Below are 25,628 nucleotides of genomic sequence, written 5' to 3'. Positions count from 1 at the left end.
AATTATAGGAATGTCATAATGAAACGAGTCGTAATCACCGGTATGGGTATTGTTTCAAGTATCGGTAACAACGTCGAAGAAGTTTTAGTGTCTCTTAAAGCGGGTAAATCTGGAATTACTGCCTCTGAGCAGTTCAAAGAACAAGGTCTACGCTCACAGGTCTGGGGTGATTTAAAAATCAACCCAGCAGAGTATATCGACCGTAAACAGATGCGCTTTATGGGTGATGCGGCTGCATATGCATACCTATCGATGCAGCAAGCAATACAAGATGCAGGCTTAACTGATGAGCAGGTGTCTAATGACCGTACGGGTATCGTTGCCGGTTCTGGTGGAGCTTCTGCATTGAATCAAGCTTTGGCCGTTGACACTATGAGAGCGAAAGGTGTCAAGCGTGTCGGTCCTTACATGGTACCACGCACCATGTCATCCACGGTTTCAGCTTGTCTTGCAACACCATTTAAGATTCGCGGTGTTAATTACTCTATGAGTTCTGCTTGTGCAACTTCTGCTCATTGTATCGGGCATGCAATGGAGCTTATCCAACTTGGTAAACAAGATATTGTATTTGCGGGTGGTGGTGAAGAGCTAGATTGGTCACAGACTATGATGTTTGATGCTATGGGCGCACTATCAACTAAATATAATGAAACTCCAGAAAAAGCATCACGTACTTACGATGCTGACCGTGATGGTTTTATTATTTCTGGCGGTGGCGGTATGCTGGTTGTTGAAGAATTGGATCATGCTTTGGCTCGAGGTGCGAAAATCTATGGCGAGATCGTGGGTTATGGTGCGACTTCTGATGGTTATGATATGGTTGCTCCTTCAGGTGAAGGAGCAGTTCGTTGTATGAAGATGGCTATGCAAAATGTTGATAGAGTGGATTATGTCAATACCCATGGTACTTCTACGCCTGTGGGTGATGTTAAGGAACTTGGAGCAATCCAAGAGCTATTTGGCAATGATAGCCCTGCGATATCTGCAACTAAAGCAATGACAGGTCATGCTTTGGGTGCTGCGGGTGTTCATGAGGCCATCTACTCAACTTTAATGCTAGATAACAATTTTATCGCACCGAGTATTAATATTGAAAACCTAGATGAAGCGGCACAAGGTCTTGACATAGTAACAGATGTGCGCGAAGCCGAGTTGACAACAGTAATGTCAAACAGTTTTGGTTTCGGGGGAACAAATGCGACTCTAGTGATCAAAAAGTACCAAGCTTAATGTCAAGGTCGTGAGACCTTGTAGATATACTGATTTTTGCTATTGTGCCCAGCTTATGTTGGGCATTTTCTTTGCAACAGTGGTTAGTTTTGCTTTATTGAGATTTAGCTAATACTCGACAGGCTCAATGCTTTTTTGCACAATAATATCATTTTTTAAAAGTCATTTTGTTAACCTATGAAAATACTAATAGATGAAAATATGCCTTATGCTGAGCAGTTGTTCAGTCAAATAGGGGAAGTTATTTTAAAGCCGGGTCGTACACTAATTGCAGATGACCTAGTTGATATTGATGCGCTAATGATCCGTTCCGTGACGAGAGTAAATGAAACTCTATTAGCTAAGGCGAATAAACTTCGATTTGTTGGTACCGCAACAGCAGGTATGGATCACATTGATAAGGTTCTATTAAAAGAAAAAGGTATTTTCTTTACAGCTGCACCGGGGTGTAACAAGGTGGGTGTTGCTGAATATGTTGTTAGTGTAATTATGGTACTAGCGCAGCAGCATGGTTTCTCTATTTTTGACAAAACGATTGGTATCATTGGAGCTGGTCAAGTTGGTAGTTATTTACAGCAGTGTTTAGAAGGCATAGGGGTTGAAGTTATTATAAACGATCCCCTTAAAGAAGGTGCCGGTGATTCTCGTACTTTTACTTCTTTGAACTTGCTACTTGAACAAGCTGATATAATTAGTATCCATACTCCAATTGTTCGTGATGGTGATCACCCCACTCACCACCTCTTCAATCAAGATGTTTTGGATAAGTTACGAGCTGATCAAATTTTGATTAATGCAGCTAGGGGAGCTGTGATCGACAATGCTGCTCTAAAAACTCGCTTATACAAGCAAGATGGTTTTATTGCGGCCCTTGATGTGTTTGAATTTGAGCCAGAGGTTGATATGGACCTTCTGCCTTTGCTAGCATTTGCTACTCCTCATATTGCAGGATATGGCCTTGAGGGCAAGGCGCGTGGCACCACAATGATTTTTAACCGCTATTGTGAGTACTTGAATAATAATTTACGTGCGCATGAGAATGAGTTGTTACCTAAAGCCCCAGTACCAGAATTAGTATTGCAGAGGGCATGGGATGAAACAACCTTGCATAACTTGACGCAGCTTATCTACGATGTACGCAAAGATGACTCCTTGTTTCGGCGTGAGATTGGTAATAATGGCGCTTTTGATAGGATGCGTAAAAACTATTGGGATCGCAGAGAATACAGTGCACTGACGCTACGAGGCAATATAGAAACAAATCTTCGGCCACTAGCAAAATTAGGTTTTCAAATTGAGGTAAGTTAATGAGTCAACAATATAATGTTGCCGTTTTAGGCGCTACTGGTGCGGTAGGTGAAACGATTTTGGAAGTTCTTCAGGAGCGAAAGTTTCCTGTTGGTGATATTTTCCTTTTAGCAAGTGAGCGAAGTGAAGGAAAAACTTACCGCTTTAACGGAAAGACGGTAAAAGTGGAAAATGTTGACAATTTTGATTGGTCTCAGGTTCATATTGGTTTGTTTTCCGCTGGTGGTGAACTTTCTGCCAAGTGGGCTCCAATTGCAGCTGATGAGGGGGTTATTGTTATTGATAATACCTCTAACTTCCGATATGACTATGATATCCCTTTAGTAATACCTGAAGTTAACCCTGAAGCTATTGCTGAATTTCGTAATCGTAATATTATCGCGAACCCTAATTGTTCGACTATTCAAATGCTTGTCGCCTTAAAGCCAATTCATGATGCAGTTGGTATAGATCGTATCAACGTTGCGACGTATCAGTCAGTTTCGGGAGCTGGCAAGCCGGGCGTCGATGAGCTTGCAGGTCAAACAGCAGCATTACTCAATGGATTACCTGCAGAAAATGAGCAGTTTTCACAGCAAATTGCGTTCAACTGTCTTCCTCAAATAGATTCATACATGGATAATGGTTACACCAAAGAGGAAATGAAAATGGTATGGGAGACGCAGAAAATTTTTAATGATTCCTCTATCATGATCAATCCGACTTGTGTACGTGTACCAGTATTTTATGGCCATGCTGAAGCTGTACATATTGAAACTCGCGCGCCAATAGATGCTCAGGACGTTATAAATCTACTTGAACAAACTGAAAGTGTGGAAGTTTTTCATGGTGAAGATTTTCCTACACAGGTTCGTGATGCTGGTGGTAAAGACCATGTGATGGTGGGACGCATTCGTAACGATATCAGTCACCACAGTGGGATCAACTTATGGATGGTGGCAGACAATGTACGCAAAGGGGCGGCTACTAACGCTGTTCAAATAGCCGAAGTCTTGGTTCGTGATTATTATTAGTAGACTAGGTTTCATTCCGTTTGGTTAATCAGATTAATTTCACTAGTAAAGCCTGACGTTTACGTGAGGCTTTTTTAATCGAATTTACAAAATTAGCTAGATATTGATACGAATATGGCGGCAGCAACACATTTTTTATCTATGCGCCTATAGTTTTAGCGTGTTTATCCGATATATTTAACAGATCATTACAGTAAAATTTATAGAGCACATAACTGAGCCTTCTATGCTTCGAATTTTAAAGTGTCTATTGCTACCTGTTGCATTGGTAGCCGTGACTCAGACATCGATTGTTGGTGCAGAGAGCATTCGTTTAAAAGGACCGAATGGTGAGCTTCAAGCTTCACCGCGGTATTCTGACTCTGCGCCTCAACAAAGGCGCAATATTAATGAGCCTTCGCGTTTTTACGGACCGACTACATCGCAAGAAACCCTTTGGTCTATTGCGAGTCGTTTGCGTCCCTCTGCTAGTGTTACTGTCCAGCAAACATTATTCGCTGTCTATCAACTTAATCCACAAGCTTTTGCTAATCAAAACATCCATGAGTTGATACCAGGCAGTACGCTTCGTATTCCATCACTTGCTCAGGCTCAAAGCGTCTCTACCCAAGAGGCAGTCAATATAATGGCCGCCCATCAAGCGCGTTTATCTGGCAGTAGCGCTCCTGTTGTTCGTCGTTCACAGCCCCAAGAGACCAGAGTCGTTCCAAATAAGGTAGTTCCAAATAAACAGACTCAAGAGACTACTAAAAAGCCAATGGCTGTTGAAGACTCAATAAAACCTAATAGTAGTCTGGAAAAAATTGTCCAAAAAGAGCACAAGCATCAAGTTAATTCACTTGAAAAACAACTCGAGAGTTCGGAAGGCGATCTACTTGTCCTAGAAGAAAAAAATCATAAGTTAAGACTCATGTTGGCCGATGTTCAGACTGAAGTTGACGTTCTCAAGGATGAACTTGGTGATGAGTCGCGTATTCGTAGTGAAGTTGAAAAGCTTATAGAAGCTGAGCGTGAGAGACTAGCAGAGGAACAAAGGCTAAAACCTTCTGCATTGGATGACTTACTTTCAAGCACAGCCTTCGTTGCTGCAATGGCGATAATCCCCGGCTTGCTGATTGGGCTGTTGGTTATGATAGCTCTTGGTCGTCGTAAGAATGAGACGACCGAGCAACAGCAAGTTGCTACTGAGCAGGTTCTTGAGCCAGTTACTCCAGCTACACCAGTCACGCCTCCTCCTATTGATGAAAATGTCGAAGATGACCTCTTATTAGATGATGATTTATTTGGTGAACCTTCTGATGAAGACCAGCTATTCTCGGATGAGCTCGAAGGTGAAAATTCAGATGAAGAAGACGTATTTGCAGATCTTGAAGAAAATGATCTTGATTTTAATCTTGAAGGTGAAGATGGTGAAGACCCATTTGCTGGTATTGGTGATGATGGGGAGTTAGACGAATCTCTAGCGGACTTGGATGAAGGTCCAGACGAAACTAGCGCTAATGGTGATGACGAAGCCTTAGGCATAGAGGAAATGGAGCGAGCTCTAGATGAGGTCGTTGGGGATGAGAATGATCAAGACAATGATTTTAATGTATCTGATGATATCGATGATATATCTCAGAATGAATTGGATTCATTGTTAGCAGATGATGGTGAATCAGAAGACTTAGGTACCGATGAATTAGATCAATCTTTGTTAGATGATTTATTTAATGAAAGTGAGTCGGGAGATGACTTAGATTTTGACTCTCTACTCGATGAATCTGATGCTGAAGAAAGTACGGATTTACTGGATGAGTTGATTGATGAAAGCAGTGATACTGAATTACCCGGTGAGACAGACCTGCTTGATGAAGCTTTGGTTGAAGATTCTGTAGATGTTTCTGACGAGAGTACGGATTTACTGGATGAGCTGATTGATGAAAGCAGTGATACTGAGTTACCCGGTGAGACAGACCTGCTTGATGAAGCTTTGGTTGAAGATTCTGTAGATGTCTCGGACGAGAGTACAGATTTACTGGATGAGCTGATTGATGAAAACAGTGATACTGAGTTACCCGGTGAGACAGACCTGCTTGATGAAGCTTTGGTTGAAGATTCTGTAGATGTCTCGGACGAGAGTACAGATTTACTGGATGAGCTGATTGATGAAAACAGTGATACTGAGTTACCCGGTGAGACAGACCTGCTTGATGAAGCTTTGGTTGAAGATTCTGTAGATGTCTCGGACGAGAGTACAGATTTACTGGATGAGCTGATTGATGAAAACAGTGATACTGAGTTACCCGGTGAGACAGACCTGCTTGATGAAGCTTTGGTTGAAGATTCTGTAGATGTCTCGGACGAGAGCACAGATTTACTGGATGAGCTGATTGATGAAAGCAGTGATACTGAGTTACCCGGTGAGACAGACCTGCTTGATGAAGGTAATGAATTAGATAGTGCCTCCGATGATTTTACCGCTGATTCATTGTCTGGGTTCTCTGAAGATAGTATTGATGGGGAGGTTTCATTTGATGAATTGATTACTGATGGTAGTGATGATGTTGATTCAACAGAGACTCTGGATGAAGTCTTGCTGGATGAGCAGCAAGACAGTCAACTATCTGAAGATCTTGGTGATGAAGGGACAAACCTTTTTGAAGAGCTGGCGGAGATTGATAATCAGGATAATGATGTCTCAGACGATGATTTTCAAAACGAAGCTGAGCAAGATAAAGCAGTAGCAACCGATAACGATTCTGATGCTCAAGTTGACGAAGATAAATTCTCTAGTGAAGATTTTATTGACGATATGTTAAGTGTGGCTCCAGAAGGAGACCCACTATTAGAGCCGGAGACAGAAGATGATTTGTTGACTTCAGTGGTTGATGAAGTTGAAACCACTGATATTGCTCAAAATAAACCTGAAGATATTAAAACGTCGTCGAACTCGACGGACGATATCCCTTCTTCGACTGAAACTGGAGAGGCTGTCGAGGAAGATGTTCTTGCTCAGCAAGAGCAATTTGATACCCCAAAAAAGCCTGAGGCTCCCGGTGATGACGCTCCCGATCTGGACATATCTACCGATGAGCTAGAAGACGCTGATCAAGATGAGAGCGTTGCGCTTGATGAAGCTGATGCTCCTGAGGATGTTGAGGATTCTGAGCCAGCAGAAACAGAAGCTGCTGTTGATGAGGCTGACGTTCCTGATGAGGCCGAAGTGCCTGATGAAGCTGACGCTCCCGATCTGGGCATGCCTACCGATGAGTCAGAAGACGCTGAGAAAGATGAGAGCGTTGCGCTTGATGAAGCTGATCCTCCCGAGGATGTTGAGGATTCTGAGCCAGTAGAAACAGAAGCTGCTGTTGATGAGGCCGAAGTGCCTGATGAAGCTGACGCTCCCGATCTGGACATGTCTACCGATGAGCCAGAAGCCGTTGAGAAAGATGAGAGCGTTGCGTTTGATGAAGCTGATGCTCCCGAGGATGTTGAGGATTCTGAGCCAGCAGAAATAGAAGCTGCTGTTGATGAGGCCGAAGTGCCTGATGAAGCTGACGCTCCCGATCTGGACATGTCTACCGATGAGCCAGAAGCCGTTGAGCAAGATGAGAGCGTTGTGCTTGATGAAGCTGATGCTCCCGAGGATGTTGAGGATTCTGAGCCAGCAGAAATAGAAGCTGCTGTTGATGAGGCCGAAGTGCCTGATGAAGCTGACGCTCCCGATCTGGACATGTCTACCGATGAGCCAGAAGCCGTTGAGCAAGATGAGAGCGTTGTGCTTGATCAAGCTGATGCTCCCGAGGATGTTGAGGATTCTGAGCCAGCAGAAATAGAAGCTGCTGTTGATGAGGCCGAAGTGCCTGATGAAGCTGACGCTCCCGATCTGGACATGTCTACCGATGAGCCAGAAGCCGTTGAGCAAGATGAGAGCGTTGTGCTTGATCAAGCTGATGCTCCCGAGGATGTTGAGGATTCTGAGCCAGTAGAAACAGAAGCTGCTGTTGATGAGGCTGACGCTCCTGATGAGGCCGAAGTGCCTGATGAAGCTGATGCTCCTGAGGATGTTGAGGATTCTGAGCCAGCAGAAACAGAAGCTGCTGTTGATGAGGCCGAAGTGCCTGATGAAGCTGATGCTCCCGAGGATGTTGAGGATTCTGAGCCAGCAGAAATAGAAGCTGCTGTTGATGGGGCAGACGTTCCTGATGAGGCCGAAGTGCCTGATGAAGCTGATGCTCCCGATCTGGACATGTCTACTGATGAGGCAGAAGCCGTTGAGCAAGATGAGGAAGCTACGCTTGGTGATATTCAAGACGCTGATTCAGAGCCTGCTCATTCGGTACCAATACCTGAATCTATCCCGAATGAATTTGGATTACCTCAAGACAATGACTGGCTAACAGAAGAAGATATAGCTAGGGAAACTGAACAGGTTGGCATAGGCGAAGAATCAGAGCCAGAAGCGCCAGCTGAACCTCAAGAAGAAGTAGCAGAACTTGATGAAGCCGAATTACCTGAGTTTACTGAAGAGGACGCAGCCGCTGAACTAGGTGAAGAATCAGAGCCAGAAGCGCCAGCTGAGCCTCAAGAAGAAGTAGCAGAGCTTGATGATGCTGAATTACCTGAGTTTAGCGAAGAGGACGCAGCCGCTGAATTAGGTGAAGAATCAGAGCCAGAAGCGCCAGCTGAGCCTCAAGAAGAAGTAGCAGAGCTTGATGATGCTGAATTACCTGAGTTTACCGAAGAGGACGCAGCCGCTGAACTAGGTGAAGAATCAGAGCCAGAAGCGCCAGCTGAGCCTCAAGAAGAAGTAGCAGAGCTTGATGATGCTGAATTACCTGAGTTTACCGAAGAGGACGCAGCCGCTGAACTAGGTGAAGAATCAGAGCCAGAAGCGCCAGCTGAGCCTCAAGAAGAAGTAGCAGAGCTTGATGATGCTGAATTACCTGAGTTTACTGAAGAGGACGCAGCCGCTGAATTAGGTGAAGAATCAGAGCCAGAAGCGCCAGCTGAGCCTCAAGAAGAAGTAGCAGAGCTTGATGATGCTGAATTACCTGAGTTTAGCGAAGAGGACGCAGCCGCTGAACTAGGTGAAGAATCAGAGCCAGAAGCGCCAGCTGAGCCTCAAGAAGAAGTAGCAGAGCTTGATGATGCTGAATTACCTGAGTTTAGCGAAGAGGACGCAGCCGCTGAATTAGGTGAAGAATCAGAGCCAGAAGCGCCAGCTGAGCCTCAAGAAGAAGTAGCAGAGCTTGATGATGCTGAATTACCTGAGTTTACCGAAGAGGACGCAGCCGCTGAACTAGGTGAAGAATCAGAGCCAGAAGCGCCAGCTGAGCCTCAAGAAGAAGTAGCAGAGCTTGATGATGCTGAATTACCTGAGTTTAGCGAAGAGGACGCAGCCGCTGAACTAGGTGAAGAATCAGAGCCAGAAGCGCCAGCTGAGCCTCAAGAAGAAGTAGCAGAGCTTGATGATGCTGAATTACCTGAGTTTAGCGAAGAGGACGCAGCCGCTGAATTAGGTGAAGAATCAGAGCCAGAAGCGCCAGCTGAGCCTCAAGAAGAAGTAGCAGAGCTTGATGATGCTGAATTACCTGAGTTTAGCGAAGAGGACGCAGCCGCTGAACTAGGTGAAGAATCAGAGCCAGAAGCGCCAGCTGAGCCTCAAGAAGAAGTAGCAGAGCTTGATGATGCTGAATTACCTGAGTTTACTGAAGAGGACGCAGCCTCTGAACTAGGTGAAGAATCAGAGCCAGAAGTATCTGAAGGCGTTCCGTCATCGAGCATAGGACAAGACAAAGTTACTCTGGATTTATCGGATCTTGATATACCTAAGTATGGTGAAACTTCTGTAGACCCAATTGCTATTGAAGAGACCCTGCCAGTTGACACAGATGATGACCTGACCACAATAGATAAGCCAGAGCCAGAGCCAGAGCCAGAGCCAGAGCCAGAGCCAGAGCCAGAGCCAGAGCCGGATAATAGTGATGAAGATTTTAATCTTGATGAGTTAGATTTACCGGCTTTAAGTGAGATCCCATCTGAAGCTGATCAGAACCTTGCTAATCATGAGTATAATGAAGCAGCCTTCGAGGAATTGCTCTCTGAGGATGAGGCTAAATCAACGGGTAGTTTTGATTTTGAATCCCCTGACGCTATAACATCCGATAGTGCTGGTTTGAATATTGAAGCAATGCTGGAAGTTGGCGGAGAAGATTGGAATGGATTCAGTCTTTCTTCCGATCAGCAAGCTGAGATTACTGACGATATTCCTGTTGATCAGCAATCAGCTTGGGATCAAAGCAATCGTCCAGATCAGGCTCAAGTTCTAGATGAAGATTGGGAAGATCAAGAGCAAATCGAAGATTTTACTCCTGATGAAGGAGAGTTTAAGACCATCGATGAGTTGATGGCTGAAGTCGAAAATGAAGAAGAGGCAGGCTCCCAAGAAGAGGAACTCCAGTTAGAAGTGGGCTTGAGCGATTTTCCTGATGTCATTGGAGACACAGGGAATGTCGATGTCGATGATAATTCAGAGGCTGCAGGTAAGCTTGATTTAGCGAAAATTTATATCGAAATGAATGATTCAGAGGGTGCGATTAAATTACTAGAAGAAGCGATTGTTGATGGTGGTGATGAAATTCGCCGTGAAGCGAAGAACCTTATTGATTTAATAAACAATAAGAAGGGCGATTAGCACTAAGTCCTTACCATTTTGCGCTAAAATGTATATACTTCTCGGTCAACTTTCGAAGAGAGTAGTCCAATGAGAATTGCATTAGGTATTGAATACAATGGTAGTCAATACTTTGGTTGGCAGCGGCAGAGAGATGTTCAAAGTGTTCAAGAAAAGCTTGAAAAGGCTTTGACTGTTGTCGCCAATCAACCCATTCAGGTTCAATGCGCTGGTCGTACTGATGCTGGTGTACATGGTACTGGTCAAGTGGTCCATTTCGATACCGAAGCGAATAGGAAAATAGTGGCTTGGACTATGGGGGTTAACGCTAATCTTCCTAGTGATATTTGCGTAAGGTGGGCTAAAGAGGTTTCTGATGAGTTTCATGCTCGATTCTCGGCTACTGCTCGTAGATACCGATACATAATTTTTAACAGTGCTTTACGGCCAGGAATTCTATATTCAGGCGTGAGCCACTATCATGGTGAACTTGATGTGGCTAAAATGCATATGGCTGGTCAGTATTTACTAGGTGAAAATGATTTTACTTCTTTTCGTGCTGTACACTGTCAGTCACGCAGCCCTTGGCGAAATGTTATGCATCTTAATGTAACGCGCCATGGTCAATATGTTGTGATTGATATCAAAGCTAACGCATTCGTGCACCATATGGTACGCAATATTGTCGGTAGCTTGATTTGTGTTGGGCGAGGTGAACAGCTTCCCGAATGGATAGGTTGTTTGTTACAAGCTAAGGACCGTAAACTTGCAGGTGCGACAGCAAAAGCAGGTGGGCTTTACCTCGTTAATGTAGACTATTCAGAACAATTTGAATTACCCCAAGGGTCCATTGGGCCGCTATTTTTGCCGGATAACTTGAACTAAACGGTGAAATATTGTCGAACTAATCAGTTCTTTAGGGCTCGGAGGGTGGTGTAGCAAATAGGTACAACCAGTTTTTTGTCTACACTTTGCATTTTATATGCTTTAATCCTCTCGCGTATATTGAGAATTTTTGTCCTTCGCATATAGCGAAAGGACAGTTAGAGAAAAGGTCTTCCATGAGTTGGCTTGAAAAAATTTTAGAAAAAAGCAACATTGTTAGCTCTCGTAAAGCATCTATCCCTGAAGGTGTATGGACTAAGTGTACATCATGTGAACAGGTACTTTATCATGCTGAACTAGAGCGTAACTTAGAAGTATGTCCAAAATGTGACCATCATATGCGTATGTCAGCGCGACGTCGTTTGGAAACTTTTCTGGATCAGAATGATAGAGTTGAATTGGCTGATGAGTTAGAGCCGCAAGATAAACTCAAATTTAAAGATTCGAAAAAATATAAAGATCGCATTTCGGCTGCGCAAAAGAACAGTGGAGAGAAAGATGCACTGGTTGTTATGAAAGGTGAGCTACTTGGCTTGCCGATCGTAGCGTGTGCATTTGAGTTTTCCTTTATGGGAGGCTCGATGGGATCTGTTGTTGGAGCCCGCTTCGTTCGTGCTGTCGAAGCAGCGATTGAAAATAAGTGTGGTTTAGTGTGTTTTTCTGCCAGCGGAGGAGCCCGTATGCAGGAGGCTTTAATGTCTCTGATGCAAATGGCCAAAACCAGTGCAGCACTTGAGCGATTATCTAAGCATGGTTTACCATTTGTCTCTGTGATGACAGATCCAACTATGGGCGGTGTTTCGGCAAGTTTGGCAATGCTGGGAGATGTCAATATTGGTGAGCCTAAAGCTCTAATAGGCTTTGCTGGCCGACGTGTTATTGAACAGACAGTACGAGAGGACCTACCCGAAGGCTTCCAACGTAGCGAATTTTTACTCGATCATGGTGCTATTGATATGATTGTAGATCGTAGGGAGATGCGTCAACGTGTAGGAAGTTTGATAGCAAAAATGACTAATAAACCTTCACCTCTGGTCGTTCCTATAACTAATTCACAAAATGAAGCCGCTTATTCTGTACCAGAAGCGGATGAAAAAGGGTAAAGTAATAACTAACAAACAACCACATTTATTTGGTTAAAGTTAGATGAATCAAACCCAGACTCTCCAAGCCACATCTTCGATAACGATGTGGCTTGATTATTTAGCAAATATCCATACTTCGAACATTGACCTTGGCCTCGAGCGAGTTAAAGCTGTAGCTGAAATGGCAAACCTCACTAAGCCCGCTCCGACTATCATCACTGTAGCAGGCACTAATGGGAAAGGTTCAACATGTGCTTTAATGGAAGCTATTCTCCTCGATGCTGGCCATTCTGTCGGTGTATACAGCTCTCCACATCTTATTCGTTATAATGAACGAGTTCGAATCAACGGTAAGGAGCTAGCCGATGAAAAGCATACTCAAGCATTTGACTACATTGAACAAAAGCGTAGCGATATCAGTCTAAGCTTCTTTGAGTTTGGGACATTGGCAGCTTTGCGTCTGTTTCAAACCGAAAGTGTTGATATTGTCTTACTTGAAGTTGGATTAGGTGGCCGATTGGATGCGACCAATATTGTTGATCATGACGTGTCAGTCATCACTAGCTTAGCAATCGATCATGTCGATTGGCTTGGCGACGATATTGAAGTTATTGGTTTTGAGAAAGCGGGCATTTATCGAGCTAATAGACCTGCTATCTGTGGCCAGCCAAAGGCTCCATCTACAGTGGCTGCTCATGCAGATGACATAGGGGCTGAGTTGTATCAGGTTGGTATTCAGTATGATTACCAAGCGATAGACGAAAATAGTTGGTGTTGGAGCCATGGGCCATACCGTTTAGAGCAGCTTCCTATACCTGTATTACCGCTCCAAAACGCTGCAACAGCTCTGATGGCGTTAGCAACTGCTAACTTGGATATATCCGATGTTAATATAGTTAACGGTTTGGAAGCTGCCCAGCTCCCTGGAAGAATGCAAGTTATTCACAATGAGCCTACAGTGATTCTTGATGTTGCCCATAACCCCCATTCTGCAGGCTACCTTGTTGAGCAAACTCAGCAAAAATATCATGGTAAAGAAGTCCATATCGTTGTAGCTATGCTGCATGATAAGGATATCAAAGCTACATTGGATGTAATATCTATTACTGCGAACTATTGGTATCCTGCTTCATTAAAAGGCCCAAGAGCCGCTCAAGCAAATGAGTTGTCTCAATTTCTACCCGATAATACTATGAGTTTTTCGACGCCTATCGATGCTTTAAAGGCTGCGATGAACGAAGCAAAAGATAATGACGTTATTTTAGTTGTAGGGTCGTTTCACACGGTTGGTGAAGTACTTGATTATTGGCAGAGCCGAGGAGAATAAATGGCCAGTAAGTTTCAAAAGCGTTTAATGGGGACCATTATTTTGGTTGCCATTGGAGTTATCGTATTACCTGATGTCCTTGATGGAAAAAAAACGCATTATAAAGAGAATGTCGCTAGCATTCCTATGAAGCCTGAGCTTGATAGTGCAGTAGAAAGCTTTGAGGTTAGAGAGCCTATCGATGATTCTGCAAATTTACCAGAGACACCTGTTGAGTTGGCACAAGAGTCTCAACCATCACTGGCTGCGGATAATATTCAGCTATCAGTGAAAATAAAGGATGAGCCTGAAAAAAATGAGTACATAGATAGTGCTTGGATCATTCAGTTGATGGCATTGAAAAATGCTGAAAATGCTGAAAATGTGGTTAAAGATCTGCAAAAGAGAGGCTATCAAGCACACGCTAAAGTTGAGAATGGCTTTACGAGGGTGATTATTGGTCCGGATGTTTCCAAGAGCAAACTTGAGCGTCAACTGATAGAGCTGGATAAAATTACGGGTTCAAAAGGCCAGTTACTCAAATTTAAACCATTAAATCCATAAGAAAACGTTTGCGTCAGCATTTTTTCTGTTAAAATGCGCGCTAACTTAAGATGTAAGAGCAAATGAACGCATTAGATATTGTCATTTTAAGTGTTATCGGCCTATCGGCGGTGATCAGTTTAGTACGTGGTTTCACCAAAGAAGCATTGTCTTTAGTTATTTGGTTTGGGGCATTTTTCATTGCCAGTCAGTACTATGCTAAGTTAGCTATGTATTTTTCCAATATACAAGATGAGATGTTTCGTAATGGGGCTGCAATAGCCACTTTGTTTGTTTCTACACTGGTTGTAGGCGCTATAGTAAACTATGTAATTGCCCAACTAGTACAAAAGACAGGTTTGTCTGGGACAGACAGGGTGATAGGCGTTGTTTTTGGTGGCTTGAGGGGTGTTCTTATTGTATCTGCTGCACTGTTTTTTATGGATTCGTTTACCTCGTTTTCGGATTCAGAGTGGTGGAAAGGATCGCAGTTGGTACCGGAATTTAGTCGTATCATTGCACCTTTTTTTGAACATATACAAGCTACATCGAGTTTCTTATCTGGTGTGCAATAGTGCACCAGTCATTGTCGCAAATCGAGGATTAGGACATGTGTGGTATTGTTGGAATCGTGGGTGCAACGCCTGTAAACCAGTCTATTTATGACGCATTGACTGTGTTACAGCATCGTGGCCAAGATGCCGCGGGTATTTGTACCATAGAAAGCAATCGTTTTCGCCTGAGGAAGGCGAACGGTTTGGTGAAGGACGTGTTTGAAGCAAAGCACATGCAACGCCTACAAGGAACTGTTGGTATCGGGCATGTGCGCTACCCTACAGCAGGCAGTTCCAGTGCCTCAGAAGCTCAACCTTTTTATGTTAATTCACCTTTTGGAATTACTCTTGCCCACAATGGTAATTTAACTAATGCGGTGGAAGTTCGCGAAAAGTTGTTTGAGAAAGATCGTCGTCATGTCAATACGACCTCAGATTCTGAAGTTTTACTCAATGTTTTGGCCCACGAAATTGATACAGTCAAAGGTAATGTGACAGCTGAAGATGTTTTCCGTGCTGTTACCAATGTACATCGTACTATCAAAGGGGCATATGCAGTTTCTGCCATGGTTATTGGTCATGGCATGATTGCATTTCGTGATCCAAATGGTATCCGTCCCCTTTGCTTAGGAAAGCGTGAAGTTGATGGAAGTACGGAGTATATGATTGCTTCTGAATCAGTTGCTTTAGATGCTGTCGGTTTTGACTTTGTGCGTGACTTAGCCCCTGGTGAAGCCATCTATGCGACATTTGATGGGCAGTTGCATACTAAACAATGTGCTGACAATCCAACACTTAACCCTTGTATCTTTGAGTTTGTTTACTTTGCACGCCCAGATTCCTTCATAGATAAAATTTCCGTTTATAGTGCGCGGGTGGAAATGGGCAAAAAGCTGGGAGCGCGTATCCATGATGAATATAGCCATTTAGATATTGATGTCGTTATCCCAATCCCAGAAACTTCGTGTGATATTGCTTTGCAAATTGCTCAGGCGATAGATAAACCTTATCGTCAGGGATTTGTAAAAAACCGTTATGTGGGCCGAACTTTTATTATGCCTGGTCAGCAACAGCGTAAGAAGTCTGTTCGTCGGAAACTCAACGCAATTCGTTCTGAATTTAAAGATAAGAATGTACTGCTTGTTGATGATTCAATCGTCCGTGGGACAACGTCAGAACAGATTATTGAGATGGCAAGAGATTCAGGAGCCAAGAAGGTATTTATGGTCTCTGCTGCACCAGAAGTTCGTTTCCCGAACGTTTATGGAATAGATATGCCAACCGCCAACGAATTAATAGCCCATGGTCGAGATAATGAGGCGATTCGTAAACAGATAGGAGCAGATGAGCTCATTTTCCAGACATTGGATGACTTGATATCTGCGGTGGGCATGGGTAATGCTGACGTTACAAAGTTTGATACTTCGGTTTTCAATGGTGATTATGTGACAGGGGATATTGACCAGAAATATCTTGATTTCCTTGAGTCTCTGCGTAGCGATGATGCAAAAGTCCAACGAGAGATACAGCAAGAACTTGCGAATTTGGAATTACACAACGAGGGTGCGTAAACAATCGATTAGCGAACTCTAATGGGTTGATGGATTACATCAACCCATTTTTATTTGTGTGCTTATACTTTGACCCTATAAAGTTGAGCAAGCATGAACATAAATGCAGCGCTAATAACAACTGAAGGGCCTGCTGGAGTATCATAATACCAAGATAAACTCAGGCCAAGTAAGACGGCTATTGCCCCGATACCAGATGATATTACTGCCATTTGTTCTGGCGTTTGGGAAAAGCGTCTTGCGGTTGCAGCAGGTATAATCAAAAGCGATGTCATGATCAGCGCGCCAACAAATTTCATGCCGATTGCTATCACTAATCCAACTAAAATCATTAGGATAAGTCGCATTAGTTCAACGTTATGTCCTTCTACAGCAGCGAGTTCTTCACAGACTGTTGTTGAAAGTAATGATTGCCAAAAATAATACAGTATGCTTGAAACTAAAATTACCCCAGAAAAAATGTAAATAAGATCCATTGGTGTTACTGCAAGTAAGTCCCCAAACAGATAACTCATTAAATCTATCCTGACATTGTCGATAAAGCTTACAGCAACTAGACCGAGAGAAAGTGCACTATGGGCCAAAATTCCTAGTAATGTATCCGTTGCAACTAACCTTTGCCTTTGTAAGGTGACTAAAATAAACGCCAAGCCTAGGCAGCAAACTGTTAGGGCTAAATATAGGTTGATATCGAGTAAAAGTCCCAAAGCAAGCCCCATCAATGAGGCATGGGCCAATGTGTCTCCAAAGTAAGCCATTTTTCGCCATACGACAAATGAGCCTAAAGGACCCGCAATAATAGCGATACCTAATCCGGCAATAATAGCAGGCAATAAAAATTCAATCATGATGATGGCCGTGTGAATGATTTGAGCAGGTAGTGGCTTCACCAGAGACTGGTTCGCCAGCGAGATCATGGTGATGGTGACTATGTTGGTGATGATAAAATGCAAGGGATTCACTCCTTACCTCACCAAATAGCGCAATATAGTTGGGGTGTTTAGTGATATCAGCAGGAGTACCAGAGCAGCAAATATGATGGTGTAAGCAGATAACATCATCTGTTTTCGCCATTACGAGATGTAAGTCGTGAGATATCATAAATACGGCGCACTGGAAGCGATGACGAATGGTATCTATAAGCTCGTATAAGTCGACTTGACCCTGTACATCTACCCCTTGAGCTGGCTCATCTAAAACAAGTAAATCAGGGCGCTGAAGTAGTGCTCGTGCGAGTAAAATACGCTGATTTTCACCGCCTGATAGCGAATGCATATTGGCTTTAATTAAATGTTCGGCTCCGACTAGATTTAAGGCTTCTCTTAATTCCTGAATACTGTACTTACCAGCTAGCTTCATAAACCGTTGCACATTTAAAGGAAGAGAATCGTTGAGTTTGAGTTTTTGTGGTACGTAGCCAACTCTTAAGCCTTTGATTTTTTTTACTGTGCCTTGGTATTGAGTTTGGAGTCCTAAGAGTACCTTAACTAAAGTCGATTTTCCTGCGCCATTTGGCCCAATTACAGTTGTGATTTCGCCTTTTTTAATAGTAAGGCTAACCTTATCGAGAATTTTACGCTCTCCAAATTGAACACATACTTGTTGTAGTTCGACCAATGCCGACATGAATAGAACTCATTTGCAAAAAACTATTGTTATAATGTAACATTCGTCAAACTTTAACACCAGAGTTGAGTGATATTGACTTATGAAATTATTTTTTCTTTTACTATCTATGCTAATTATGGGGAATGTTAATGCTACTGAAGTGTTGACTAGTATTAAGCCCATTCAAATGATTGCCTTTGAAATCACTAAAGGTATCTCGAACCCTGAAGTGCTATTGGATTCAAACACATCACCTCATGACTATGCTTTAAAGCCTTCAGATGTGAAGCGTTTAAAAAGAGCGGATCTTGTGGTTTGGTATGGGCATGACTTGGAACCATTTTTAGTAAAAATACTAGAACATCAGAGCAATATTCTGACGATTAGTGAGCTGAATAATTTAGATCTTCGAACTTATACACATGAAGGGCATCATCACGATGGGCATGAACATGGTACTCATGATCCTCACTTTTGGTTAGGTCTAAAACAGAGCAAGCAGGTAGCAAAGGCATTAAGTAATAAACTTGGTGAGTTAGATCCTGATAATCAAGCGATATATCAGACTAACTATCAAGCCTTTGCAAGTAAATTAGAAAATCAAGCGACAAAATGGCGTGAGCAGCTAGCTCCTATCAAAGAAATAGGATACTACGTATTTCACGATGCATATGGTTACTTCGAGCAAGATTATGGCCTTAAACATATCGGTGAATTTACGGTTAGCCCTGAAAGAAAACCTGGAGCTAAAACGTTAATTGATATTAAGAAAAAACTATCAAAAGGGGATGCTAAGTGTGTATTCTCAGAGCCTCAATTTTCACCTGCTGTGATTGATTCAGTGCTTCGTGGTAGCCAAGCTAGCACAGGTACGCTTGACCCACTTGGCACAGAAACAAAAGCTGGCCTAGATAGCTATTTTGTTTTTATTCAATCCATTGTTGATAGCTTTGTTGATTGCCTGGGTGGGAAATAAATTTTGTCAGGCTATCAGTGTAACGACATTGATTTTCATCGAGTTTGATATTATGTGAGTGTTTTTTGAATCAATATCATTGTTTTTTAACGCTTAATAAGATAGCTTTCCATAAAATAATCAATAGATTAAATGATTGTTTTGTGTTTAGTGAGGTGGCCTCAAGGTGACATTAAGAGACTTTTGATTCTATCTGAAACACCCATAGTGCAAGGGAATGTGCGGTGAAAAGAGCAGCTTGCTTTTTAATACTATCATTGTTGGTTCGCCTCTCGATAGCTGAGGAGTTTTCCCTACCTTTGTTATATCCCATACCAACAAAGGAAAATGGCCAGCTGTTTGTCGCTAAAGAACTCTTTTTAGAGGAAAATGGCGGAGTCTGGTTTCAAGATCAGCATAATCAGTTGCAATTTTTTGATGGGGAAAATGTTTTACCTTACTTAAAATTGAGCGTTACGCCAAAGCCACATAATGTGGCTTTTTTAAATCATGCATTTTGGTCATTTATGGGGCATGAGGTTTTCCGATCTTTTCCTGGGCAACCAGCTGAGCTTGTATTCAGTCTCCCTCCTGGCTCAGAAATTAATAAAATTGGTGTATCTGGACGTTATGTGTGGGCTGTTGATCATTCAAGGTTCTATACATATCAAATAGACAGCAAAGGCTTTGCATCGTATTCACTTGGTAAACTAGAACAATACAGCCAGTCTTCTCAGCTGAAAATCAATGATGCTGAAGTAATGGATACGAACTGGACACTAGCGACAAATACAGGGCTCTACTTAGCTGACTCTGATCGTGGCAGTTTTAAATATTTACGTCAGTTTGGTACCCAACCTATTGAAACTATTCATCATTCTTTAACTCGCCAAGAGCTAGTAGTAGGGGCTCTTGATGGAGCTTACCTAGTCGACTTGAAAGAAACTGCGCTGCAAAGCCGGAAAATATCAGATGGTAGAGTGCTGAGTTTGACTGAAACAGCAAAAGGTTACTGGATTGGAACTGATTCTGGTCTAGATATATTTGCTTTTGAGCCAACTCTTAACGGTGAATTAAAAGAAATACGCCAATTGTCAGGTCAGAAAATTTATTCACTTATTAATACAGCTCAAGGTGATATTTGGATAGCCAGTGACTCTGGAATCTATTATTTTTCTGATTTTTCTCGTTATTTTAATCGCTTAGCAGATTTTTTATTAAATGAAGAGGCCGCTAGTGAGGAGTTTGGTCGACTTAAGTATTTCAATCAAAGAAATACCTTTTGGTTAATTACCAGTCTTGGAGTTTATAAGCTTAAAATTGATAAAACAACTTTAAAAACATTGTTTTATGAAGGAAATGTCAATGACGTTATTGAACGTAATGGTGTACTTTGGGTAGCTACAGATGAAGGGATTGTAACTATCGATAGTGCCTCTGGAGCAATATTACCGGAACTATTGCCCAGCTTTTTAAAATCACTCACTACTGATTTATTGGCCATGGATAATAATGGCCGCATTTGGGGTGGGAGCGAACAAAGAATTTGGCGCTTTGAATCGATTAGTGGTGAGTTTATTCAGTATGGTTCTGAATGGATGACTAATGGTGAACACGATAGTCAGTTAGTAGATATGAACATTGCTAGTAATGATCGGTTAATACTGGGTACTGAGCATGGAATTTATGTAATGGATAATGGTCAGGTTCACTATTTAACAGAATCCCAGCAGTTTGGTCCCGTGGTTAGTATAAGCGAGATCGATGATGGCTTTTTTGGGGTAGCTGGCCGTTATGGCGCTTTTTTTCTTGATGTCAGCGACTTACAACTCAAGCCTATCTCACAGGTGAGTAAAAATATAGTACCTAACTGTCTAACCAGTAATAGTCGTGGTATTTGGCTGAGCTCCGCTATCGGTTTGACGCGTTACAATCGTAATGGGCATCTGCTTCAGCATTATGGTGAGCCTTTTGGTCTGCTTAATCATGAACTTCAGGCAAGTTTGTGTGCTTCAGGTGTTTCATATGGCCTTGATGGTATTTTACTCGGGTCAGCTTATGATCTGATTGTTGTTAACGCAGCAAAGCTTGCCCAATTAACTCCTCCTAAAGCGCGATTGTTACTTAGTGAAGTGAAAATTAATCAATCAAGATATTCTCTTGGTGCAATGATAGAATCTCCTCACGCCAAATTCGGTGACATATTATCTTTTCAATTTGGAATGTTACCTAAAAGCGGTAACTATAAGCTTCAATATCGGCTCAGTGGAAACGATAGCTGGATTGAATTGTCAGGATTGAATTTAACATTTGCTCACCTCTTGCCTGGGCATTACGCAATTGAAGTTAAAGCGGTTGCAAATGGAGTAGATAAAACAGAGATAGAAAATTTTGTATTTTCTATCTCTGTTCCTTGGTATATCGGGGGCTACGCAATATCTTGCTATGTGCTGATGTTTTTTGTTCTGGTTATTAGTTTGATAAATTGGCGCTCTCGGGTAACGGTGAGAAAAAATAAGGTATTAAAGTCTCAGGTGGCATTAAAAACGAATCAATTACGCCACCAAAGCCGTATTCTTCTGACCAACAATGAGCATTTAAGGAAGCAGTTAAAGGTTAGACGAATTTTATATCGTCAACTATTAGAAGCTCTGAAAGGTAGAATCAATACTTTTTCATCCAAAATGGCAACTGAGGATAAGAAAGGTAAGTTACAACTATATAGATATGTCAATCATGAGCTTGATTTGCTTCTCAATTTTAGGGCAATGAGTAGCGGTACTCTACCAGCTTACAATTTATCACTAATCGTAAGGTCTGTTCTTGATGCTTGGCAGGAAGAACTTGAAAACGCAGGTTTATCTATCAAGAGTGATTTAGAGCAAAATAAAGACACTTACGTAACTCTCTATATCTCTAACTTAGATCGTGTATTTAACTTACTCATTGACAACTTGATTCGTCGCTGTGATAGAGGGCAAGCGATTTATATGACCTATCGCCATGAAAGGGAAAATGTGGTTTTTTCTATGCAAGAGCCAAGCGGTCAGTCTGAGGATTTGTTGACGTGTTTTTCTGAAGTGTGGAATGAAATTGGTACTTTGGTTATGGAAAGTGGAGGAACATTCCGCAGATTCAATTCAGGTAATAGTCAGTTGACTGAGTTTGCTTGGCCTAAGGGGAACCAGTTCGAAGAAAATACCATTACTCAACTGACTGACTCTAAGGTAGCTACACAATGGATCAAAAAGCTACAAGGCCTCGTGGCTCAAAATTATTCTGATTCTGAATTTGGGACAGCAGCGGCTGCTAAGCAAATGTATATGTCTGAGCGCAGTTTACAACGTCGTTTTAAATCTGCTACTGAGAGAACTTTTACCGATTATTTAACCGAAATTCGTTTAGACTATGCCTGTCGTCACTTGCTAGCTGGACAAAAAGTATCCGATGTGGCATTTGAATGCGGATTTAATGATCCATCTTATTTTAGCCAGCGATTTAAACATCGATTTGGTGTTTCTCCGACTCAATTTGTTGAGGTGCGAGGGTAGCTTTCTTTTTACCTAGTAGAATTTTCCAATTTTTATATCCATCTAACATCACATTAAGTCCATGTGCAACTATACGTAATTCATTCGATTAGCTGGATGAGAGAAAAATTTAACAGGGCAGAACATTTGAAGCTGGTAGAAACTTAAAGTTGTGAATGTCTAGGATTCTGGCATGATGCGAAAAAAATTACGTGGCATAGCCGGGGGACTATACCACGGGTGTCAATGACACCTTCGCTTGCTGCCGGAGTGGTGCGGGTTGCACCACCTCTGGAATTGTCGCCAGAGAAACTCTCTGTTGACGTGGTTAACTATAATTCTATGTCATTGTTTTACTTATAAAATTAACGCCAAGCTGGTATTGAAAAAACGACAAAATATATATTGCATTGATATTTAATGTTTTTTTTTAATTTTTGATTTGTTATTTGAATGAAAATACCAACAATAGATAGGTAAAAATTATTCCTTTTAACGTAATTAACGGCTTTGGATTAACGTAAATAACGTTACAAATCTGCAATGTTTGATTTCAGACAAGATTTACTAAATTTACACAAGTTAAGATCTAAAATCTTAATACTAATATTTCTCATTTTTATCTTTATCTTTAATTGGCCTGTCTTATGAAATTGTCACATCTATCCCAAGGGCAAAAAGCAACGATTACTGGTTTTTCACAGTTATCAAATGATGTAAGGAAAAAGCTCATGGTTATGGGTTTACTTCCCAATACCCCGGTTACATTGATCCGTAAAGCACCCATGGGGGATCCTCTTCAGGTAGAAGTTAGAGGGGTATCACTTGCGGTTAGAATAAATATCGCAGATTCAATAGTGGTGGAGGTCAATTGATGCAATATCAAATTCTCACTGTTGGTAATCCAAATAGTGGCAAGACAACACTATTTAATGGTTTAACGGGTGCTAAGCAACAGGTTGGTAACTGGGCTGGGGTTACAGTTGAAAAGAAAACAGGTCGATATAACCACTCTGGAGATGAGTTTCTTCTTACCGATCTTCCTGGTATTTATGCACTTGATAGTGGTAATGATGGTAATAGTATTGATGAGTCTATTGCATCTAGGGCTGTTCTTACACACCCAGCAAACCTTATCATCAACGTTGTTGATGCAACGTGTCTTGAGCGAAGTTTGTACATGACACTTCAACTGCGTGAATTGGGTCGACCAATGGTAGTTGTGCTCAATAAAATGGATGCACTCAAGCGTGAGCGTCAGATAATTGATGTGAAAGCATTAGAAAAGGTGCTCGGGTGCCCTGTTTTTGCTTTATCTGCGAATAATGGCAGTCAAGTGCAGCGTTTCAAAGAATACCTCCATAAAACTTTGGTTCTTGGTGTAGCGCTAGATGAGCTTAATATTACCTATCCAACAGAATTTGAGCGGGCAATCAAAACAATCCAGCCGATATTTAAAGGTCAGGTTGAAGCATCATCAAGAGCTTTATCTATCCGTGGTTTAGAACATGATTTATTAGTACTTAATTCTTTATCGACAGATGATAGAAAGCATATCATTAAGGTGCAGAAAGCATTTGAACTTGATATAGATTTGTTGGTGGCAGACACCAAGTACACATTTTTACATGAGCAGTGTAAAAAAGTACGCAGAACAGAAGGTAAACTGAGTCACAGTTTTACTGAGAAAATAGACAGTATTATCCTTAATAAATGGGTAGGAATACCCTTCTTTTTTGTTGTAATGTATTTGATGTTTATGTTCTCAATCAATATTGGCAGTGCCTTCATTGATTTTTTTGACATTAGCTCTGGTGCATTATTGGTTGAGGGTGGTCACTATTTGATGGATAACCACTTACCAGTGTGGTTGGTAACCTTGATTGCCGATGGCGTTGGTGGAGGGATCCAAACTGTCGCAACTTTTATCCCCGTTATCGCTTGCCTCTATCTTTTTCTTGCTGTACTTGAAAGCTCTGGCTACATGTCTCGTGCTGCGTTTGTTTTAGATAAGGTTATGCAGAAAGTGGGGTTACCCGGTAAAGCCTTTGTGCCTCTTGTCCTAGGGTTTGGCTGTAATGTACCTGCAATTATGGCGACTAGGACTTTAGATCAAGAACGTGAACGTAAGTTAGCTGCATCTATGGCACCTTTTATGTCTTGTGGCGCACGTCTGCCAGTATACGCATTGTTTGCTGCAGCGTTCTTTCCAGAGAGTGGACAAAATATCGTTTTCGCTTTATATCTTCTTGGTATCGTAGCGGCTGTTTTTACAGGTCTTGTACTCAAACGCACACTATATCCTGGTACCAGTGACAGCTTAATCATGGAAATGCCAGACTATGAGCTTCCTACATTTCAGAATGTTCTGATCAAAACATGGCAAAAGCTGAAACGTTTTGTGCTGGGAGCAGGTAAAACGATTGTGGTTGTGGTAACGATTTTGAGTTTCTTCAATTCATTGGGAACCGATGGTTCATTTGGTAATCAAGATAGTGAAAAATCGGTATTGTCAAAGGTATCCCAAATCGTAACACCAATTTTTGAGCCTATTGGTATCCAAAAAGATAATTGGCCCGCAACAGTAGGTATTATTACTGGAATTTTCGCTAAAGAAGCAGTAGTTGGTACTCTAAATAGCCTTTATGCTCCAGCAGAAGGTGATCAAACTGACTTTGATTTAGTGGCAAGTTTAAAAGAAGCCGTCATGTCAATTCCAGCCAATCTTGCTGATCTAACTTACTCTGATCCTCTGGGGATAGAGGTGGGGGATTTGACAAATAGTTCGGTTACTGCGCAAGATCAAGAAGTTGACGCCTCTATTTTTGGTAATCTTAAACAGCATTTTGTGACAGGGAATGCAGCCTTTGCATACCTGATTTTTATACTACTCTATACACCTTGTGTTGCTGCTATGGGTGCTTATGCGAGAGAGTTTGGCCAAAAGTATGCGCGTTTTATTGCGGTTTGGACAATGGGATTAGCCTATGGAAGTGCGGCTCTTTACTATCAGGTAACGCATTTTTTACATAATCCTGTCTACAGTTCAGCATGGATTAGCGGCATTATTATAGCCAGTTTATTAACTTATCGAGTTCTTCAAGTTGCTGGTAGGAAACAAAAACGGCTACTGGAGGCTCAAACAGCATGATCTTAAAGGCACTGAAATCTTATGTTGTTCAGCAAGGGTGTGTAAGCCAGAAAGCCCTCGCTAAGAAGTTCTCAATGAGTGAAGATGGTGTAGATGCCATGATTGAGGTATGGATTCGAAAGGGTGCAATTTCTCGATTAGTTGATACTAATAATGTACACAAGATTACTAGAATTAGGTATTGCGCCAATTGTGCTGATGGTCTTTCACTAACAGTGACTATGTAAAAGA

General features: G+C 42.0%; 17 protein-coding genes. 15 read left to right on the top strand and 2 right to left on the bottom strand.

Going from position 1 to position 25,628, the window contains the following annotated elements; genetic code table 11:
* Positions 1 to 18: 18 nt before the first annotated feature.
* The 10 genes from fabB (at position 19) to purF (ending at position 16,153) form a co-directional block, all read left to right on the top strand.
* Entirely contained in the window at positions 19 to 1,230 is a 1,212-nt protein-coding gene (gene fabB, locus OCV27_RS10865; RefSeq protein ID WP_125321066.1) for a beta-ketoacyl-ACP synthase I, read from the top strand.
* 177 nt (positions 1,231 to 1,407) lie between these two features.
* Complete coding sequence (locus OCV27_RS10860; protein WP_125321068.1) at positions 1,408 to 2,538, top strand: 4-phosphoerythronate dehydrogenase; 1,131 nt, start codon at positions 1,408 to 1,410, stop codon at positions 2,536 to 2,538.
* Positions 2,538 to 3,551, top strand: a complete 1,014-nt coding sequence (locus OCV27_RS10855; protein ID WP_125321070.1) for an aspartate-semialdehyde dehydrogenase — start codon at positions 2,538 to 2,540, stop codon at positions 3,549 to 3,551. The genes OCV27_RS10860 and OCV27_RS10855 overlap by 1 nt, the downstream gene beginning before the upstream one ends.
* Before the next feature lie 226 nt (positions 3,552 to 3,777).
* Positions 3,778 to 10,230 carry a FimV/HubP family polar landmark protein gene (locus tag OCV27_RS10850; protein WP_337969068.1) on the top strand — a complete coding sequence of 2,151 codons (6,453 nt, stop codon included), beginning with the start codon at positions 3,778 to 3,780 and terminating at the stop codon, positions 10,228 to 10,230.
* 69 nt (positions 10,231 to 10,299) lie between these two features.
* Complete coding sequence (truA, locus tag OCV27_RS10845) at positions 10,300 to 11,094, top strand: tRNA pseudouridine(38-40) synthase TruA (RefSeq protein WP_125322900.1); 795 nt, start codon at positions 10,300 to 10,302, stop codon at positions 11,092 to 11,094.
* A 176-nt stretch (positions 11,095 to 11,270) separates the two neighbouring features.
* Complete coding sequence (accD, locus tag OCV27_RS10840) at positions 11,271 to 12,197, top strand: acetyl-CoA carboxylase, carboxyltransferase subunit beta (RefSeq protein ID WP_125322899.1); 927 nt, start codon at positions 11,271 to 11,273, stop codon at positions 12,195 to 12,197.
* Positions 12,198 to 12,240: 43 nt separating this feature from the next.
* Positions 12,241 to 13,506 carry a bifunctional tetrahydrofolate synthase/dihydrofolate synthase gene (gene folC, locus OCV27_RS10835; protein WP_125322898.1) on the top strand — a complete coding sequence of 422 codons (1,266 nt, stop codon included), beginning with the start codon at positions 12,241 to 12,243 and terminating at the stop codon, positions 13,504 to 13,506.
* On the top strand, positions 13,507 to 14,049 hold the full coding sequence (locus tag OCV27_RS10830) for an SPOR domain-containing protein (protein ID WP_125322897.1): 543 nt from the start codon (positions 13,507 to 13,509) through the stop codon (positions 14,047 to 14,049).
* Positions 14,050 to 14,111: 62 nt separating this feature from the next.
* On the top strand, positions 14,112 to 14,603 hold the full coding sequence (locus OCV27_RS10825; protein ID WP_125322896.1) for a CvpA family protein: 492 nt from the start codon (positions 14,112 to 14,114) through the stop codon (positions 14,601 to 14,603).
* A gap of 35 nt (positions 14,604 to 14,638) precedes the next feature.
* Positions 14,639 to 16,153, top strand: a complete 1,515-nt coding sequence (gene purF / locus OCV27_RS10820; RefSeq protein WP_125322895.1) for an amidophosphoribosyltransferase — start codon at positions 14,639 to 14,641, stop codon at positions 16,151 to 16,153.
* Positions 16,154 to 16,215: 62 nt separating this feature from the next.
* Here purF and znuB read toward each other — a convergent pair whose 3' ends face one another.
* Entirely contained in the window at positions 16,216 to 17,001 is a 786-nt protein-coding gene (gene znuB / locus OCV27_RS10815; RefSeq protein WP_125322901.1) for a zinc ABC transporter permease subunit ZnuB, read from the bottom strand.
* Positions 16,994 to 17,779: a zinc ABC transporter ATP-binding protein ZnuC gene (gene znuC / locus OCV27_RS10810; RefSeq protein ID WP_125322894.1), complete on the bottom strand. Its 786-nt coding sequence runs from the start codon at positions 17,777 to 17,779 to the stop codon at positions 16,994 to 16,996. Before znuC ends, znuB begins: the two co-directional genes overlap by 8 nt.
* An 82-nt stretch (positions 17,780 to 17,861) precedes the next feature.
* Between znuC and znuA the strand changes: the two genes are divergently transcribed.
* From znuA to OCV27_RS10785, 5 genes are all read left to right on the top strand, one after another.
* On the top strand, positions 17,862 to 18,737 hold the full coding sequence (gene znuA, locus OCV27_RS10805) for a zinc ABC transporter substrate-binding protein ZnuA (RefSeq protein WP_125322893.1): 876 nt from the start codon (positions 17,862 to 17,864) through the stop codon (positions 18,735 to 18,737).
* A gap of 224 nt (positions 18,738 to 18,961) precedes the next feature.
* Entirely contained in the window at positions 18,962 to 22,267 is a 3,306-nt protein-coding gene (locus OCV27_RS10800; protein WP_125322892.1) for a helix-turn-helix domain-containing protein, read from the top strand.
* Between the two features lie 626 nt (positions 22,268 to 22,893).
* Entirely contained in the window at positions 22,894 to 23,121 is a 228-nt protein-coding gene (locus OCV27_RS10795) for a FeoA family protein (RefSeq protein WP_125320344.1), read from the top strand.
* Positions 23,121 to 25,397 carry a Fe(2+) transporter permease subunit FeoB gene (feoB, locus tag OCV27_RS10790; protein WP_125320343.1) on the top strand — a complete coding sequence of 759 codons (2,277 nt, stop codon included), beginning with the start codon at positions 23,121 to 23,123 and terminating at the stop codon, positions 25,395 to 25,397. Before OCV27_RS10795 ends, feoB begins: the two co-directional genes overlap by 1 nt.
* Positions 25,394 to 25,624 carry a FeoC-like transcriptional regulator gene (locus OCV27_RS10785; RefSeq protein WP_125320342.1) on the top strand — a complete coding sequence of 77 codons (231 nt, stop codon included), beginning with the start codon at positions 25,394 to 25,396 and terminating at the stop codon, positions 25,622 to 25,624. Before feoB ends, OCV27_RS10785 begins: the two co-directional genes overlap by 4 nt.
* The last annotated feature ends 4 nt before the right edge of the window (positions 25,625 to 25,628 follow it).

It is taken from the genome of Vibrio pectenicida (genome assembly GCA_024347015.1).
Taxonomy (GTDB): domain Bacteria; phylum Pseudomonadota; class Gammaproteobacteria; order Enterobacterales; family Vibrionaceae; genus Vibrio; species Vibrio pectenicida.
Note: the sequence above shows the minus strand (reverse complement) of the source record. Positions and strands in the feature narration are given on the sequence as shown.